Source organism: Paenibacillus sp. Y412MC10 (assembly GCF_000024685.1).
Taxonomy (GTDB): domain Bacteria; phylum Bacillota; class Bacilli; order Paenibacillales; family Paenibacillaceae; genus Paenibacillus_AQ; species Paenibacillus_AQ lautus_A.
The window spans coordinates 2,207,508-2,223,827 of the sequence record NC_013406.1 but is presented as its reverse complement, the minus strand read 5'-3'; the positions used below and the strand labels follow the sequence as shown (position 1 = coordinate 2,223,827).

General features: G+C 49.0%; 20 protein-coding genes and 1 tRNA gene. 5 read left to right on the top strand and 16 right to left on the bottom strand.

What is annotated here, in order from left to right:
• Positions 1–132 precede the first annotated feature (132 nt).
• Positions 133–205, top strand: a tRNA-Val gene (locus tag GYMC10_RS09490).
• A gap of 176 nt (positions 206–381) precedes the next feature.
• Here GYMC10_RS09490 and GYMC10_RS09485 read toward each other — a convergent pair.
• Both GYMC10_RS09485 and GYMC10_RS09480 read right to left on the bottom strand, forming a co-directional pair.
• Complete coding sequence (locus tag GYMC10_RS09485; RefSeq protein WP_015734294.1) at positions 382–723, bottom strand: YolD-like family protein; 342 nt, start codon at positions 721–723, stop codon at positions 382–384.
• 121 nt (positions 724–844) lie between these two features.
• Positions 845–1,141: a hypothetical protein gene (locus GYMC10_RS09480; RefSeq protein ID WP_041621959.1), complete on the bottom strand. Its 297-nt coding sequence runs from the start codon at positions 1,139–1,141 to the stop codon at positions 845–847.
• 378 nt (positions 1,142–1,519) lie between these two features.
• Here GYMC10_RS09480 and GYMC10_RS09475 point away from each other — a divergent pair, with 378 nt between their 5' ends.
• Entirely contained in the window at positions 1,520–1,915 is a 396-nt protein-coding gene (locus GYMC10_RS09475; protein ID WP_261979637.1) for a hypothetical protein, read from the top strand.
• A gap of 162 nt (positions 1,916–2,077) precedes the next feature.
• On the opposite strand, the gene GYMC10_RS32730 is transcribed toward GYMC10_RS09475, so the two are convergent.
• Complete coding sequence (locus GYMC10_RS32730; protein ID WP_192569185.1) at positions 2,078–2,185, bottom strand: sporulation protein YjcZ; 108 nt, start codon at positions 2,183–2,185, stop codon at positions 2,078–2,080.
• 544 nt (positions 2,186–2,729) lie between these two features.
• Here GYMC10_RS32730 and GYMC10_RS32205 point away from each other — a divergent pair.
• Positions 2,730–2,831: a hypothetical protein gene (locus GYMC10_RS32205; RefSeq protein ID WP_015734293.1), complete on the top strand. Its 102-nt coding sequence runs from the start codon at positions 2,730–2,732 to the stop codon at positions 2,829–2,831.
• 60 nt (positions 2,832–2,891) lie between these two features.
• Here the strand turns inward: GYMC10_RS32205 and GYMC10_RS32910 are convergent, their stop codons facing one another.
• The 10 genes from GYMC10_RS32910 to GYMC10_RS09430 all read right to left on the bottom strand — a co-directional run bounded on the left by GYMC10_RS32910 (position 2,892) and on the right by GYMC10_RS09430 (position 9,951).
• On the bottom strand, positions 2,892–3,443 hold the full coding sequence (locus GYMC10_RS32910; protein ID WP_015734292.1) for a hypothetical protein: 552 nt from the start codon (positions 3,441–3,443) through the stop codon (positions 2,892–2,894).
• Positions 3,444–3,462: 19 nt separating this feature from the next.
• Positions 3,463–3,726, bottom strand: a complete 264-nt coding sequence (locus GYMC10_RS09465) for a hypothetical protein (RefSeq protein ID WP_015734291.1) — start codon at positions 3,724–3,726, stop codon at positions 3,463–3,465.
• Positions 3,716–3,922: a hypothetical protein gene (locus GYMC10_RS09460; RefSeq protein WP_009589586.1), complete on the bottom strand. Its 207-nt coding sequence runs from the start codon at positions 3,920–3,922 to the stop codon at positions 3,716–3,718. The genes GYMC10_RS09465 and GYMC10_RS09460 overlap by 11 nt, the downstream gene beginning before the upstream one ends.
• Before the next feature lie 285 nt (positions 3,923–4,207).
• Positions 4,208–4,348 carry a cyclic lactone autoinducer peptide gene (locus GYMC10_RS31810; protein ID WP_009589655.1) on the bottom strand — a complete coding sequence of 47 codons (141 nt, stop codon included), beginning with the start codon at positions 4,346–4,348 and terminating at the stop codon, positions 4,208–4,210.
• Positions 4,332–4,874 carry an accessory gene regulator ArgB-like protein gene (locus GYMC10_RS09455; RefSeq protein WP_015734290.1) on the bottom strand — a complete coding sequence of 181 codons (543 nt, stop codon included), beginning with the start codon at positions 4,872–4,874 and terminating at the stop codon, positions 4,332–4,334. Before GYMC10_RS09455 ends, GYMC10_RS31810 begins: the two co-directional genes overlap by 17 nt.
• On the bottom strand, positions 4,816–5,493 hold the full coding sequence (locus GYMC10_RS09450) for a hypothetical protein (protein WP_015734289.1): 678 nt from the start codon (positions 5,491–5,493) through the stop codon (positions 4,816–4,818). Before GYMC10_RS09450 ends, GYMC10_RS09455 begins: the two co-directional genes overlap by 59 nt.
• A gap of 784 nt (positions 5,494–6,277) precedes the next feature.
• Positions 6,278–7,909: a hypothetical protein gene (locus GYMC10_RS09445; protein ID WP_015734288.1), complete on the bottom strand. Its 1,632-nt coding sequence runs from the start codon at positions 7,907–7,909 to the stop codon at positions 6,278–6,280.
• 1 nt (position 7,910) lies between these two features.
• Positions 7,911–8,696: an ABC transporter ATP-binding protein gene (locus GYMC10_RS09440; RefSeq protein WP_015734287.1), complete on the bottom strand. Its 786-nt coding sequence runs from the start codon at positions 8,694–8,696 to the stop codon at positions 7,911–7,913.
• 64 nt (positions 8,697–8,760) lie between these two features.
• Positions 8,761–9,300 (bottom strand): GNAT family N-acetyltransferase, encoded by a 540-nt coding sequence (locus GYMC10_RS09435; protein ID WP_015734286.1) that lies wholly within the window; start codon positions 9,298–9,300, stop codon positions 8,761–8,763.
• Between the two features lie 24 nt (positions 9,301–9,324).
• Positions 9,325–9,951 carry a TetR family transcriptional regulator gene (locus GYMC10_RS09430; protein ID WP_015734285.1) on the bottom strand — a complete coding sequence of 209 codons (627 nt, stop codon included), beginning with the start codon at positions 9,949–9,951 and terminating at the stop codon, positions 9,325–9,327.
• Positions 9,952–10,255: 304 nt separating this feature from the next.
• Between GYMC10_RS09430 and GYMC10_RS09425 the strand changes: the two genes are divergently transcribed.
• Positions 10,256–10,759: a L,D-transpeptidase gene (locus tag GYMC10_RS09425; protein WP_315971981.1), complete on the top strand. Its 504-nt coding sequence runs from the start codon at positions 10,256–10,258 to the stop codon at positions 10,757–10,759.
• 60 nt (positions 10,760–10,819) lie between these two features.
• Here the strand turns inward: GYMC10_RS09425 and GYMC10_RS09420 are convergent, their stop codons facing one another.
• Complete coding sequence (locus GYMC10_RS09420; RefSeq protein ID WP_015734282.1) at positions 10,820–11,203, bottom strand: VOC family protein; 384 nt, start codon at positions 11,201–11,203, stop codon at positions 10,820–10,822.
• 88 nt (positions 11,204–11,291) lie between these two features.
• On the opposite strand from GYMC10_RS09420, the gene GYMC10_RS32505 reads away from it, so the two are divergent.
• Positions 11,292–11,453: a hypothetical protein gene (locus GYMC10_RS32505; RefSeq protein ID WP_015734281.1), complete on the top strand. Its 162-nt coding sequence runs from the start codon at positions 11,292–11,294 to the stop codon at positions 11,451–11,453.
• Between the two features lie 67 nt (positions 11,454–11,520).
• Here GYMC10_RS32505 and GYMC10_RS09415 read toward each other — a convergent pair whose 3' ends face one another.
• Positions 11,521–13,437, bottom strand: coding sequence for a beta-N-acetylhexosaminidase (locus GYMC10_RS09415; RefSeq protein WP_015734280.1), 1,917 nt, complete (start codon positions 13,435–13,437; stop codon positions 11,521–11,523).
• A 135-nt stretch (positions 13,438–13,572) separates the two neighbouring features.
• Entirely contained in the window at positions 13,573–16,308 is a 2,736-nt protein-coding gene (locus GYMC10_RS09410) for an alpha-mannosidase (protein WP_015734279.1), read from the bottom strand.
• Positions 16,309–16,320: the final 12 nt, after the last annotated feature.

Sequence of the window (16,320 nt, the reverse complement as noted above, 5' to 3'; positions counted from 1 at the left end):
TTTCACGCTCCTTCATTGGCAAAATCATGCTGTATTTAGTCTGAACCGGAACGTGGTATTTTATAACGAGAAAACCATTGACAGCCGCCTTGTCTGCTGGTAATATATGAATTACCTTTTTAAATATTTCATGATCTGTTAGCTCAGCTGGGAGAGCACTATCTTGACAGGGTAGGGGTCAGTGGTTCGAGCCCACTACAGATCATCATGAAGAGCCCTTGCGTAGCAAGGGCTTTTTTCTTTTCTTCTAATGGTTGTCTATCTGAATTTCACTTTTGGGGACGAATTGGGGGACATAGTCAGTTAGACACTACTTTTAAGACCGCTTTTTGGTCTTATTTGACCTCTCTACGCCAACGGGATTACATTTGCCGAGTATTTTCAATTTGCCGAAACTATGTCATTAATCTTGATCCATTCCCATTCGCCTATTCCGGTAGCCAGCTTGATTTCACGTCTGTAAGTGTGAATTACGGATACAGTGCCGGTCAGTTCCTGGTCTTCATATTCATCGAATAAACGCAATTTGATTGTACGGTGCATATGAAATGACTCTGCAAGCGCCTGCTCAATCAATTCCATTTCCTGCGGATCAAGAACCGGTTTATTCTTCCTTCCCTCTTCCAGCTGCCGGCGGATGATAGTTTCTTTATGTTCCGGAAGCATCATCCGGCTGGATTCCCAAAGACCGTTACCTTCAAGCTTTTTACGAGTCGTTGTCATTTATAGTGTCCTCCGATCTTAGCCGACGTGATGTTAAAACATTTACGCAATTTCGTTACATCCCAGCCTTATTATGTATACAAAAAAACCTTGAGGTTATTTAAACCCCAAGGATTTTTCGTTATTCTTCTTTCCAAACAGTATACCAATGTGTTGCTGTAGATTTATCATCATCTATGTACCAAAAAAAGTACTCCACTCCATCAACTGTAATGTAATGTAATGGCGTGAAATAGTCTCTGCTATACTGACTTTTTGGGTACATATAACCCGCTTTTACTTTACATGGGTTACAATATTGAGGCGTTATCTCAGATTCTGTCTGTGAGATAGGACTTGCAGATACTGGCGCTGCTACAGTCATAAAAGCAGCAATGATAGAAGAGAATATTACAAATTTTTTCCCCATTCTAACCACGCTAACACCTCCAGATATTTATAAAAGTTAATTTACATAACCCATATCAATTGTATCATTTGGATATTATTGGAGTATATAGTATGTTAGAACCATTAAATGGTATAATTATGTATATTTTATTCCGGATTTATCTTTTTCAATTGTCGCATTTGTCCGGGCTATTTTTAGAATAGATGACATGACATTAATCCTACCATTACTTCTCGCCTCTTTATTACATAGCCACGCGCTATAATTCAGGTAAAGAGGCATTTCTATGTTTATTGAACCGATGTTACTCGCAACAGCGCCCGCTCCATTCTCAGACTCGCGCTTCATATTTGAACCTAAAATCGATGGCCACCGCTTGATTTTTTCACAGCAGAATGGCGTTGTTTGCCTATCACGCGCCATAACAACGACTGTTCTCGCCAATATCCTGAGATAGCCAACGCTATATTTCCGCATGACATCGTATTGGACGGCGAAATTGCGTTCGTTGATCCCGCGACTGGCAACTCGGATTTTGAAGCGGTTATGACACGATTCCAGGCGAAGAAGACGGATAAAATTACAGCTTTAGCCGGAACTCTGCCGTCTACATTCGTCATATTCGACGTGCTGCAGTATAACGGTCAGGATTTGCGACGGCCGCCACTAATGCAGCGCAAAGAAATACTCTCGTCTATTCCGCTACCGTCCCTAGCTTCGGTATTGTTCCGTTCATCGAAGGCGCCGGCGAAGCCCTGTTACTCAGATAGAAAAACAGGAGATGGAGGGCATTGTCGGTAAGCGGAGATTTGCTACTTAGTAAATCGATCAGGAGGCTGTTATACCCTACTTCACCGATAGAAGACAAAGAAAAAGGACCCCCGATAGCCTAAGCCGGTAGGGATCCTCTCACATAAATACAACTGTTCAAATCACGTAGGGTCTTTGTCATCCGGGGGAGTATTATACCCAGAAAGAACCTAAAATGATGACCAACAAGATAAAGAGAACTAGAACTGCTCCGACTGAGTTTTTACCGCCGTATCCACCTTCGTAACCAACTTCACCCATGAGGACTCCTCCTTTCAACGATCTGATACAAAGTATTCAAAAACTCAAGCAATGCTAGGGCCAATATTCTTATTAACAAAAAAAAACGCCAGCCTAAGCCAGCGAGGTTCTTTTTACCGATGCGGCGCTGACCACATGGATATCACGGGTTGTGTTACCCGAGTTTTTTCTCCTTCCCGTCAATGCGGACGGAAAATGGAGCATATGACACCGTACAAAAAGAGGAAGCTGTCACAAAAGCCATAAAAATGACTGCGGGACAGCTTCTTCTTTTTTAAAGAAGGAAACCTGAGTTGTAGTTGGCGGGCTACACTCTCATGTATATTCACAGAAATGCCACTTTGCTAATCATTTTCAAATGTACATCATCAAAAAAAATACAAAGGGGCTGCAACAACTCCCTCACGTTAAAAACTTCCTCCTCCACCCAAGCAGCAATCGAAATAGGCTTGAAAATTAGGCTAAGCACTTAGTTAATCACCCAAGCTTATACATAAGTGACCACATATTAATAATCTGACTCTAAAACAAAGGAGGAATAACCATGAGCGCTGATGCCGGGTATGGCTATGGCCGTAGTGCTACTTTTGTCTTGGTTCTGTACATTCTTCTCGTTATCATTTTGGCAGCAGGTTTTTGGATCTAAAAACTGATGACAACAGAAGCTGTTCCAAAAGCCATGAAAATGGCTGCGGGACAGCACTTTTCATAACAATAAAACCTTTCCTGGGTAAAATGAAAGTGCCGCTAAACCATCAAAAAAGACCCTGCCAGCCAGTAATAGGCCCGAAGGGTACTCGTGTTGTTTGTTTAATTTCTGGAGAATATTTTTTTCCAAACGGAGGAAGACGATTGCCGCCTCTTCGCGGATCAAAGGATCTCCGGGGCAGCTGCCATCGAAAAGCCCTTTCTTTTTCGCTGCATCCCAAAAGTCTTGATCAGACCCAAAAAAGCCCAACTCATAAATACCTTCCGATTGGCTTCTTCTCCAGCTTAATTGATAAAGATGTTTTTCGAATGACATATATAATCCATCTAATTTGAATCCATTCAGTGTGTCCAACGGAAATTCTGTAGTTACTGTAATATAATTACGAATCGTTAGATTCGTCCAACCGAAATTCAAATCATAGATGAATCGGTTGGAATCATAAAATTTAAAGTTGATTTGGCATCCTTCGTACTTTCCAGGGATACGTGATATAAAATGAAATTCGGCTCGTGTCCCCTCATCCGTGCAATCTCTAAGCACAGGCATCTCTATACCTCCTGCCGACTCAATGTGTCGTCCAGTAATCCGCAGCTCTTTCCACTCTTTGAACGGGCTGTGCCTCTTCTTTCAGCACAATCAGGCTCTGCAATTCCCGCTTGTTCTTAAACATAATATAGCCTTGTTCCTCCAATGAAGCTATGCCCTCCATAATTTCATTCGGTTTACGTCCCGTTAGGTACTTAAGTAACCGCAAGGTCGGGACACGGCTGCGATGCGCCGGATAGTTGATCAAAATTCGGAGCAGTTTTCGTTCCAGATCAGGAAGCATGCGAACCTCTTCCTTTCTGGGGCCTCCAGGACAGGATGTTGTTTTCATTGAATACCCGGGGCTTTCCCGTCTCCAGGCACGTTGCCCGAATCCGCTGATCCTTAATGCTGTGTATCTGTATTTTGCGCTGGGTAATGTTGCCCTTACGGTCTTCGTATATGATTTCTACGGTTTGCTCCAGGTATTTCTCAAACATGATGCACCCACCTCTGATAAGAACATTTGTTTGTATTATATGCGAACACTCGTTCTTTTATCAATGTCAATTTTACCCTAATTGGCTTGGCATCCATTACTAACAAACTCGCAATCATTGGAGCATCGATGGAACCGACCGTTAAGGACTCAGCTGTAGCTTCCTTAGTCATAATAAAAACCGGCGCCAACCGGCACCGGCTACTACGACCCATATCTCATTCGACAACCATGAACCTACCACAAATTTGGTGTACCCCAGTCCCCGTATCAATTGGATCAAGATTTATTTCAAAAGTTCTTCCGGCGTCTCTCCGCTGTACACAAATACGGGACTTGCAGTATTAACGACAAATACGGCTACCAACGTCAGTGCAGATGCGATGAACGAAAAAAAACGATGACGAATCTTATGGATCCATAACATGAGCTTGTCCTCCTTTCCAGCGTAATAAACTAATAGCCTGGATTAAAAATATGACAGCCAATGTTGGGGACTGAAGGACAAAATTGAACATCACGATGAAGCAGCTAAACAAGCGGAGCTTAGAGTAATGCTTGCTCGGTATCCGGGATTGTCTCTCGATTCGGCTGGGAGCAAACAGCATAACCAGCAACAGACTAAGCGCATTCATAACGAGCACAGCTGCAATCCCCATATCAACAAAAGTCACCAAGGTAAACAGTGCTGTCGTGAACGCAATACAGCCGGCCCCCGTCTTAAGGTGATACCCTCCCGAGAATTGCCTCAGTATTGCGAAGCCCGTCAAGGCTATGACCGCCTCTCTCACGTTACCCGAGAAGATCGAAATCAGCAGCGTGAATACGACAATGAACATCACGTTGAATAGAATGGCAAGCGCGTGCTTCAAAACAGGAACGGAGGACGGATGATCAGGTACCTGACGTTTGATCCTCTCCGCTATCCGCTCTGACAGTCCTTCTATGATCATAAGACTCCCGCTCCTCTGTATTGATCGCATAATACAAGAAGATTCCAAATGTGATTCCAAAGAAGAGAAGATGCAGCCACAGGCGGTTGAGGTAAAACAGAATGGCAATTAATATCAGCACTACGATAATTAAAGCGATCAACAGAATATGTTCAAATTTAATGCGCAGCTTCTCCAGGTCGTACTTAAACCCGATACCGAACCTGTACATCAACCAGGATATCAGCAGTCCCGTCGCTCCTGACAGAACTTGAAGGATGTAACCTTTGGCAGGATCGGTCTGAATGGCATTGATCGATCCGAACACCGTAGTCAAATAGGCGGTTTGAATCAACGCGTAGAACATGTAGCCTATAATGGTGCAAATCGCCGACCAAATGACTGGAATTTTAATGATGGCCGAGAACAAGAACACAAAGATCATTACCGTAATAAGCGGGGCAAGAAAATCGAGCGAGAGTTCATTCCGCATGATGTAACTCTGTAGATTGGCAAGGATCATAACCAGCAGGGCTTGCCATATGTACTCCGTTGTTTTAAATCTAAGCAATGTCATGATCAGTGAATAAATCGCCAGTGTTTCAAAAGTCGAAAACACCATAAACCAAATAGCTTCCATTCAAAGATTTCCTCCCTACACCGTAAAGAAATGGTTTAATGTGTACAACGCCACTTCCCGATTCATCCTGGCTAAGCTGAGTGGTTATAACGTCTCTAAGAAACGTATATCTTCAGCCTTCAGATTCTATCGAGTCGTCCCTGAATGATGCATGTTCTTGAGGTCAATTCCGATGGCGCCTGCCATTTCTTATATGTCTGGAAGCTCTGATGAAAAATGCAATAACATCGAACGGCGTCAATAGCTCCGGCTTGTATACAATAATTACCAAGCACAACGGCCCGGAACTTATAACGCCAAGACGAAGCAAACCACTGCAACGTTCAATCCGCAAAACAAAAAACGAGCATCAATGATCAAGAATCCACGACCTTATGAACATAACTAAGCCAGAATAAACTCGTGTCGCACGATGCGTAACATCCTGACATCATCATCTAAGTCGATTATATAAGGCCATGTAGGCATAACAACAGGTAATTAAATACATATGTGGGGGAATCCATCATGGATCTATGAAGTGTAGAGTTTATAAAAGGAGATAACTAGATATAACTCTATTATATACGAACCTACGTTCCTGTTCAACCATTAAGGAACGACAGAATTTATTTTATTCTGACATAAACCTTACACAATTAGATATTAAGATAGGATCAACTAATCTGTATTCCAAGAAGAGGCATCCGCCGGATGCCCCTCCCCTTTTATTCCGTTCTCGTCCCCAACCTTTCAAAAGGATGCGCCTTGTTAGCCGGAATGTTTTTGTGTATGAGTAAAGCAGTCACTTATACAGTCTGGTCCAAGCCATACCATTGGCAGCCAGCAGCACGACGATATAGGCCGATATACCGTAGGTAACCGTGCTACTAAAATAGTGCAAGCCGCATAACCCGCCGACAACGATAATGAACAGCAGCACCCACCAGCCGTCTTTTTGCTGAGCCACATTAAACGCTTGGGAGAACGGCGGATGGCGAAGCATCGCCTTGGCCGACACAGGAATCAGCACCAAGCCGGTAAGAAGAATGATGAGAACGTCCGGTAGGATCCGAATACCGAATATGATCAGGAATACGATCGCATTCACAGTGAACAACGGCAGGAACATTTTTATGGCAAAGGCCTTTAAAGCTCCTTGATATAAGGGACTCATGTTTGGCAGCGGGGCCGCCCCAAACAGCCAGAAGGCCTTGGGTTTGCCGGAGAATTTCAACATCATCACGACGGTTACAATCATGATAAGCATGACGTGCAGCACATAGTACGACGATCCCCTGCCGATTTCCGCCAGGGAGGAATTACGGATCGTGGAGAAAAAGAACAAGTAGGGCAGCAGAACGGACAACCCGAGCGTAGGATACACCTTCAGCTTGAATTCTCTCTCGTTCTTCAACATGCTGGCAGATAACCGGAAACATGCCTGTTCCGTGCGGGACCGGCATACGATTTTGGCCAAAAACCTGTCAAACCGACCGCGCTCCCGCCCTTTTCCCGCTTCGCTGTGCGCCAGCTTTTCCAGATACTGCTCGAAGGATGGAATATAACGAAGGTACACCACCATGAGCAGAACCGGAACGAACACGGCCAATAAGGATAGGACAATCAGCCACCCGCTCCCCTCGCCGAACATCCATTCAAATGGGGCCGCAAACCATACGGGCGGAAGCAGGACCTGCCACCAGGCCGGCGTAAATACCAAATTGAAATCAATCAAATCAAATGAACGGATCACGAACTGATAGCCGATGGCCAGCGTAGCGGAAAGCCCAATCTGTACATAATTGATCAGATCCTTCAGTTTCTCTCCGTCCCAATATTTCAGCAGCACCAGATAAATCATGGAGGTGCTCACCAGAATGAGCATATTCATCAAAATAAGCTCAAGGATGCAGATCAGGAAGAACAGCACGCCATGCTTAAACAGCCCCACGGCAAGTGAAGCGGCCGATAGCGCTCCGGTCAGCAGCAGCAAATAAATTCCGGCATGAATCGATCTGGCCACGCCGACCGTGCGGCCGTCGATCGGTTTCGTCATCAGAATGCTGCGGTCGCGCACATCCAAAAGCACGGATGAGAAATCCGAAATCATGGAGGTCATGATCAGGAACATGAGGATGGCGGACAGGATGCTCATCGGCATCAGATATTCCGGATCGCTCCAGAACACAAACGGCGTCAGCACAAGCCCGATTAAGCCATACAACCAGAGGGAACTGACAAACAGGTTTTTGTCCTGCTCTTCAGCCTTCCGGCTGTTTGAAGATAATATGACGGGTGCCCGCCTCGAGTCCATCAGCAGCTTGACATGCAGGATCCGCCGCAGCGTTTCATAGTCGACGCCCAGTCTCGAGATAACCCCTTGAAACCGATCCAGCAGCTTCAGCATTCGAAATGAAACTTCCGGGCCCGCCATATCAGCTTCCCTCCCGAACGATCGATACGAACCGCTCTGCGATGCTGGCATGGTCATTGAAGCCCGTCAGCTGATTGAACACCTCTTCCAGCGACCCTTCATGGGAATGCTGCTGCAGCTCTTTAAACGTTCCGTCCGCCACCACCCGGCTGTCTGCGAGCAGAACGATCCGGCTGCTGATTTTCTCGACGACGTCCATGATATGCGAGGAATAAAAAATCGTCTTGCCCTGTGCCGACAACTGCGCCAGTACCTCCTTGACCACCATCACGCTGTTTGCATCCAGCCCGCTTAAGGGCTCATCAAGGAACAAGAGATCCGGGTCATGCAGGAGACTCGAGATCAGCAGCACCTTTTGCCGCATTCCTTTTGAAAACGTGGCGATCCGAGCATGGTAAGCCTTTTGCATGTCAAAGCAGTCCATCAAATGTTTTGCCTTATAATCCGCAGCATCGTATGTAAGTCCGTACAATTCGCCGATAAACGTCAGATATTCCGCGGCCGTTAACTGATCGTATAATTCCGCCACCTCGGGTACATACCCGATTCTCCGTTTATAATCGATATTCCCGTCGGAAATATCCTGGCCGAATATGCGGACCGTTCCCGTATACCCTTCAACCAGCCCAAGCATAATTTTAACCGTCGTGCTCTTTCCCGCCCCGTTCGGACCGATATATCCTATCATCTCGCCGCGGTTGACCTTCAGATCAATCCCGTTCAATACATAACGGTTGTCATATTTCATGCGCAGGTCTTCAATCGATAACACTTCATTTTCGGACATGATTGATTCTCCCATTCCCTCTTTTGTCGTCTCATATCTACCTTATTATGGAAGCGCGGGAAAATCAACCGTTGGCGGTATACTCGCTCTGCAAAAGCCCCATGTGCACAATGTCATGCCAGGCACCGTTCCGGTACAAGCTCTGTCTGGAGCTGCCTTCGTGGACGAAGCCGATTTTTTCGTACAGCTTGATCGCTTTATGGTTAAAGGAGAACACCCGCAGGCTTACCCGGTGCAGATTCAGCTCCAAAAAGGCATAATCCAGCAGCAGCTTCATCGCTTCCGAGCCGTATCCCCTGCCCCAATAATTCTTATCGCCGATGTCGATGATGCACTCCGCATTGCGATTCTTGAAATCGATGCCGACCAACGACATGATCCCGATCGGTTGGCCTGTTTCCTTCGCCAGGATCAGATAGCTCTTCGAGGACGGAGTGCCGAGGATCACATGCTGAACGAAGTCCCTGGTCTCCTCCATTTGGTAAGTATCCAAGCTGGGACTGGTGGATTGCATCACGTCCAGGTCATTGCGCCAGGTATGATACAGCTCCGCGTCATCCATGGTCATTTTTCGACAAGACAATCTAGCGGAATCAAACAGCATATTGCTATAAGCCCCTTTCTGTCATCATGATTCTATGGTTATCGGATTTAGCATTTCGCCGAGAGAGTAGAGGAAAGACTCCAGCTGCTCCGGCACGCAAGTCACCCCAGCCCCAAGCTGGAAGGTATCCAGCATGAGTCCGTTGAGAAACGAGATCATGTACCGTGCGATGGCTTCCGGTTCCAGACGCGGCCGAAACTCCCCTTGCTCCTGCCCCTTCCGGATGACCCCGCATAGAGCCTCGACCGTAATCTGATAGCGCTCGGTAATATAGGGATCTTCTTGCTTCGCATGATCATAAGAGGAAGACAGGAAGAATTCCGCCCTGGCGAGTACAAGCGAGTGATGGATCAGCGAGATGTCCTCCTGCTGTTTCTTGATCCAGTCCAACAATTGCTTCCATATCGAATGTGGCGAATCCGGTTCAAAAAAACGGAGCGCCTCCTGATCGTCATAACGCAGAACCTCCAGAAAAACATGCTGCACATTGCCAAAATACGCGTACACGGCGCCGCGGGACATGCCGGCTTCCTCCATGATGTCCTGCATCACGGTGCGGGTATAACCCTTCCTAATAAAGACGCGCCTGGCTGCCCTCAAGATTTCAAGCTTTTTCTGCTGCTTGTATTCGTCGCTGACCCTTGGACACATAATCCTCCCCACCTTCGACCTTAAACTGACACTGGTGTCGTTTTTCATGTCATATTATAACCGACACTCATGTCGTTTTCAAATACCATCCAGTAATTTACGCTGACCCCTTACAGCAAAGTCCCTTAAAAGCACAAATTGAGCGCAGCCATGACACTATCATTCTTTAGATGGAATGTCCCATAATGCCCCTGTCGCTTGATCTTTGAAAACAACTTGTTCTATTTCCGGCAGCTGCACATTTCCGTCAACATTCGCGAATCCCCGCATATATATGGGGGAGAACGAAAAGAGGTGATCGGACATCATTAAGGGCATCGGCCGCATACTGGTCTTCGCCTTACTGCTCGTATTCTTTCTCCCCTCCGTTACCCAAGGTGCGGCAGCAGGACAGAAGCTGGACAGTAAGTACACCAAGTACGCACAGTTTATCGTCATTGACAAATCCACCAACAAGCTAACGTATTACGAAAAAGGCAAGGTCATAAAAACATTCCCCGTGGCCACCGGCAAAAAACCCTCCTATACGCCGGAAGGACTGTTCAAAATCCACGAAAAAGTGAAGAACAGACCGTACTACAAGGAAGGCATCAAGGGAGGAGATCCGCGCAACCCGCTTGGGGACCGCTGGCTCGGCATTAATGTGAAAGTGAACGGCCGAACCAGTTACGCTTATGCCATCCACGGCAACAACGCGAATTCGATCGGAAAGTACGTATCCGCGGGTTGTATCCGGATGCACAACAAGGACGTGCGATGGCTCTACGACAAGGTGAAAATGAACACCCCCGTCCTCATCCAAAAATAAGGCGCGACCATGAAAAAGCCAAACACTGCACAAGTGTTTGGCTTTTTTAGGTTTAACGTTTTACGAGCCGTACTCGGCTCCGAATTCAATAATGTTGCGGTCCGGATCGAGTACGAATATCTGGGCGAAGCCGGCAACGCTGTCGGGTTTGGCTACATACTCGACGTTCATCCGGTCCAGCCATTCCTTGGTTTCGCGGTAGCTCTTCACCCATATCGAGAAATGCCCGTCCGTTGTATCGATGCCCCGCTCCCGCAGCGTATCGCTGACGGGATGCTCCAGCAGATGGAGCTGCTGGCCCCCGACGGCATACCAGACCCCTTTGGAATCAAACGGCGGGCGCGGCAGCTCCCGAAACTTGAGAACGTCCGAGTAAAAAAACTTCGCCTTCTCCAAGTCGCGCACCGCCAAGCTCACATGGTGCAGTCCTTCAAATTGAATCATGAATCCCACCCCCAGGTATGTAACTGTATTGTAAAGGATACCTTATCATTATATAACATGAATTAACCAGCCAAGGGGGGAGTTCACCATGGATATCCATTCGGATGAATACAAAATCGCTGCGCTCAATGGAAATGAAGGCACTTTGAAGGCAATTGAAGACGCCGAAACCAAAATTGCCGAGCTGACGGGCAAAGAGATCACGCTGATTGCCTACGAGAAAGAACAAACACAAGGGGAGAAGCCATAACCAAGCCCCTTAGAAAAAAGGCTGCCCTCCAAGCGTCTACAGTGACCTTGGTAGAGCAGCTTTTTCATTAGATGAAGCAGGACGCCGTCACGGCCGCCTGATAGGTTACATTAACCTCCAGCGGTCTGTCGGTTAGACCATTCTGATCGAAGAGCATCCGGTCGGCTTCCAACTCCTCGATTTCGTCGACTACGCCTTCCACATAATCCGCAAGGCGGTCCTGCGTAGAGGAGATTCGCGCGAGCAGCCCGCCGTAGCGGAGATCCAGCACCTCCCAGCCAAATGGCTTATACGTGCTCATCCACAGTGCCCTGTGCGATAAACGCAATGCCTCGATGCGCCGCTTCAGATCGTTTAACGGGGAAACCGCTGCGGAAACAAGCTCAGCAAGACGGTCTTTGTTTCGTGTGTCGTAAAGCCTTTTCAACGTAACGCCCAGGGTGCTCTTGATAACGAGGACCGAGGCCAATTTTTCATAGAAATCATAAAGGCGGTTAAACGGTGCCGGGTACTGTTCCTTGCTGTCCCGCCATCTCTGCTCCAGCTCGGCGTAATGTCCAGGCAGCACGGAATCCGCTTCCCCCTCCACATGCTTGTCCAGCAGTCCCAGCAAAGGATCCTGCCACAACAAATACTTCGAGGGATTGGCCATCCAGTGATTTCCCTCCGACACGCCGGGAACCTCATCCATATATTTCAGCGCGTTCAGCGATCCGAACAAATCGATGCCCGTGCAAGCCGCGAGCCTTCTTGCCAGAAGCTCGTCGCTGATACCGTCTCCGTACCCATGCTCGGCAAACAGCTGGAGGCCCGCCAGGATGACCAGGTGATTGGTTTCGTTTCCGTTATCCCCCCAGGCGGTGGCGATGACTTCGCAGATCCCTTTCGTTTTGGCGGCGCGCAGGGCAGGATGGCTGGTCATCCAGGTCTTGCCGTTGTTCGGGCTGATGCTGTTCCACATATGAATGCCGCCAGCAAAAATCGGCTTGGAACCCAGCTTCATATGCTTCTCATACAGCCGCTCATAACCCTCTTCATCCCTGCGTCCGTAATCCCAATATACGAATTGGACGCCTTGGGGAATGCGGCTCATATTGTCGTCGGAAAAATCCGCATCCAGATTGTACAGCGAACCTTGATAATCGTTGGCCAGCAAATTAAAATACATGTCGCTCCAGATCATCGGCCGGAGTCCGAGACGCTCGGTTATGGCAAGCACCCGGCTGACATGATCATTCATAATCTGAAACCGGTCCTGGACCCCGTTCAATTTTAAATACTTGCCAAGGGCGACCTGAAACGCCTCGTCCATCCCGATGTGAATTCGCTTGGAACGGAACATCCCAGATGCGGCGGTGATCATCTGTTCGATGAAAGCATACGTCTTGGGCTCACCTGCGAGCAAAATATCCGCATGATCCTTCATATCCGCGGCATAGCCCCATTTCAGCGCTTGCTGCAGATGCCCCAAGGTCTGGATGCACGGAATCATCTCGATGCCGAACAGGTCCGCGTAATCGTCGCATTCCTTCATTTCCGAAGCCGTGTACCGGCCGCGCATATAACCGAAATACGGCTGCTCTTTCACCTCGTACGTATCCTCGGTATACATCATCAGCCCGTTCAGCCCCATCAAAGCCATATAGCGGATAAACTGCTTGATCACCTGAACCTTAAGCACGCCATTGCGCGAAACGTCAAGCATCGTGCCGTTGAAGTCAAACCTGGGCTCCTCGGTCAGCTCGAACCGGTCACGCTCCCTCGCCTGCTCCAGAAACACCCCTAAAGCACGAAAAAAATGAATCTTCTCCTGGTATCGGATCGTCCCCTGCCCATCCTTTAATGACGCCTGGATCGGTCCTGGAGCCTGAATGACTCGAATCTTTAGGCCCTCTCCCTCCGTAATGCGGATATCCAATATGTCCGAGAGCTCGCCAACCCCTTCAAGCAGCTTCTCTGGCAGGTTATCAAAATAAATTCTCATCTCCATACCTCCATTCTGTTTTTGAGATGATGCCTATCACATTGCAAGACAGCAAAGCCCGATCCCTGTCATTTCGGAATCGGGCTTTTGCTAGCCGGGATGGATCACCATGCCCGGCGTATATTTGATCGAAACTTACTCGGCTGAAACTTTAACGCCCAGCGTCAAGATCTCATAAGGTTTCACCGGCAGCGTAAAGCTTCCGTGATTGTCAAAGCTTTGAACCGCTCCCTCTTCCTCCAGAATATTGCTCTTATACACGCCCTGGGACGGCAAGGAAGATGTCAACGCAAGCTCAGCATCTGTGCCTGCCATATTGAACCAGCGCAGCATCAAGTCCCCTGTGTTCGGATTCACTTTCAGGGAAGAGAATGCAAGCTCTTCGCGGCTCCATGCCAGCGGCGCAGATGTGGAAGCCACCTGTCCGGTATGAACGCCGGTCTGGGCAGCCGTCCATGGAATCTGGAACTGGTAAGCCTCAGCATAAGCGCCGGAAGCGATGCCGTCGCCCTGATGCGGAATGACCTCCATACGTACGGTATGAACGCCGATGCACTGGGCTTCAGGCGTCGGGAAGTAACCCCAATCGCCGAGCTCGCCTACGGAGCGAAGCAGCGTAACGGCAATCGTATTCCGACCGTCCCGCAGGACTTCGTACTCGTTTAAGCCCTGGTTGGCCACCGTCAGTCCTGCCGCAACCGCCGTAACGTCCACGAAGGCCTGTTGATGAGCCGTGTAGCTCGGGTTCTCCCATTCGGCAGCCGGTTCATTATCCCGTTTCGCCACTTCGAACATGGAATCCACGTAATGGGAAGATGCCTCCAAATCGGTCGGGAACAAAGCACGCACCCGATGATCCTTCGCTTGATTATCCAACGTGGCTTCGATCTCCACGCCTTTGCCGCTGCGGTTCAAGCTGACCACGGTACGGATGCGCATCGGCACCATCTCGCTTGATCTTTGCGCTTTGCGGTTCGGATAATACACAAGCTCATGCTGCTCTTCATCCAGCTTGCTGTCCGCCATAGCCGGAATGGACCAGTTATGAACGATTTCAACGGATGCCCGGTAAGGCGTGTCTTCCAGAACCGTAATTTCGGCGGTCAGTCCTTTGGTTGTCAATGGAATTTCGCCGTCCGGCTGTTTGTACATATATTCGTTACCGATGTCTCCGGTATTTTCATAAACGCCCAGATCGCGGTATACTTGTCCGTTCTTTTTATCCGTCAGGGAGAAGGAACCGTCCGCTTGGATTTCGACCTTGATCAGGTCATTTTCCAACACGTTCGACTGGCTGAACAGGGATCCCGTCTCGGCAGGCTTCACTTCGCTCTTCACCCAAGCATAGGCAGTCAAGCCCATGGCAGGAATGTCGCTTGCCTCGAAAGTCAGTCTCACGCGGCGGCACATGTACGGCTGGCGGAAACGGTCGTCCGGCAGATCGTACCCGAATTGAAGTCCGAGGTCCTCTACGGTGCAAGGCACGGCCTGACCTTCAGCGTTAACCAGCACGCGGCCGGACAAGTCGACTTCCTTCATCCGGCGGCTGGTTTCCTCAAGCGAATAGCCTTCCCGGAAATAGAGGCGTTTCGCGTCCAGCTCGATGCTGACCGTACCGCTGCGTTCCCATCCGGTCGTATTGAATACGACCAGCGGCAGCGGGTCGGTGCCCCATTGCTCGAATCCGGTCGTGTCCACCGCATCCGCGATGACGCGCACGCTGTCGTCCACGATATTTTCCGCCACGTGGGCGCTTTTCTCGAAGCGGGTGACCATCTCGCGGTGAACTTCGTCCACGCTGCAGCCGCAGATGCTGTCATGCGGATGATTCTGCATCAGCGTCTTCCACGCATAGGTGAACAGATGATGCGGATACTCCTTGCCAAGCAGGCTGGCGTAGGATGCCAGCGGCTCGGCCACTTTTTCCAGCAGAGTCTGGCCGCGCTGGTTCATCTGCTTCAGGTATACGCGCGCCGAAGCGGTGTTCACGAGCGTTCCCCATCCATCGGTGCGCTGGCTGCGGAGCTCTCCTTTGACGGAGGAAAGATCCTGCGGCAGCTTCTCGCGGACGGCTTTCAAGTAATCGTCGAAATTGGAGTGGATAAACTCCGTATCCGGATACAGCTTCTTCGCTGTACGAATGCCTTCCGGAAGATCAGTCTGAATCGGCTGATGGTCGCAACCGTTCATGTACAGCAGCTCAGGCGTGGAAGCGTACTTCTCGGCATCCGCCAGCTTGCGGTCCCAGAACGCCTTCGCCTCGGCTTCATCCACGGGAACTTCGTTGCCGTTGCTGTACCAGTTGGCAAACAGGATGCCCAGCACCTTGGAGCCGTCCGGACCTTCCCACATCAGCTCGGAGAACGAAGATTCATAGCCGCTGTCGGAGACGGTATTGTTAAAGCCCGTCGGCTTCACGCCCCGCCCGAAGAAGGCGTTATCGATGCCGGACTGGAGCATCAGCTGCGGGATTTGGCCCGTAAGTCCAAACGTATCCGGGAAATAACCGATTTTGGCAACCGTGCCGTACCGCTTCGCATCCTGGTGCCCAATCTGCATATTTCTCACGTTGGCTTCGCTGCTCGTCAGGTAAGCATCCTGCAGGATGTACCAAGGACCGATGATGATCCGGCCGTCCGTGATCAGCTTCTCCAGCTGTTCTTTTTTCTCAGGTCTTACCTGTAAATAATCTTCGATAATAATCGTCTGGCCATCAAGGAAAAAGCTGCGGTATTCCGAGTCCTTTTCCATCGTCTCAAGCAAGCTGTCCATCAGCTCGATTAACCGCACATGGTGCTTTTCGTACGGCAAATACCACTCGCGGTCCCAGTGAGTATGAGAAATGATATGTGCCTTTCTGGATTGGTCCATCTCTACTTAGTC